General features: G+C 63.0%; 1 protein-coding gene. It reads right to left on the bottom strand.

All coding sequences use genetic code 11. The features are described from left to right. Positions 1-143: 143 nt before the first annotated feature. Positions 144-573: hypothetical protein (locus AC4FQ5_RS20000; protein WP_491146433.1), on the bottom strand; the 430-nt coding region annotated here is incomplete at its 5' end.

The raw sequence follows: 573 nt of genomic DNA, 5'->3' as shown, positions 1-573 counted from the left end.
CTCGGACGCCTCCACGTCGACGAAGCCACCCCCAGCGGAGGCATTGGAGCAGAGGCCGGTGCGCGCCTCGTATCCGGAGCATGAATCCGCGCCGGTCGCCGAAACGGGGGCGGTGGTGACGAGCGCCATGATCACGCCGAGTACTAGCGCTCGCATGCTTTCACCTCTCCTGCGGATTCCGCGTGCGCGACGCGCAACTCTTCGAGTGTCGGTCCCTCAAGCGCAACTCGCATTGGGAAACGCAACTGACGATCACGTGCGATTACCTCTCCCCGTGCGTCTCGCAGCGAGAGGTGACTGGTATCCACGCAGAGGCTGATCGAGACCGCGCGTGATTCACCACGTCTATCGTCTAGGAGCTCGACAGTGTCGAAGCTCGAGCTGCCCTCCTGCACCCAAGTTCTGGGATCCGTCGCGAACTCTTCCTCGAGGTCCTCGGCGTACGCCTGGGTGACAGTAGCTTTGAGTGGCTCCAGGTCACTTTCGGCCGACGGCTGGGCCAGGTAGACATCGAAAGCCGCGCTGTAACGGGTGTAAGCGTCAATGGCTTCTGCCAGGACGGCATCGTCCGAC

It is taken from the genome of Chryseobacterium sp. DT-167, from assembly GCF_058310155.1.
This window is presented reverse-complemented; position numbering and strand designations above follow the sequence as displayed.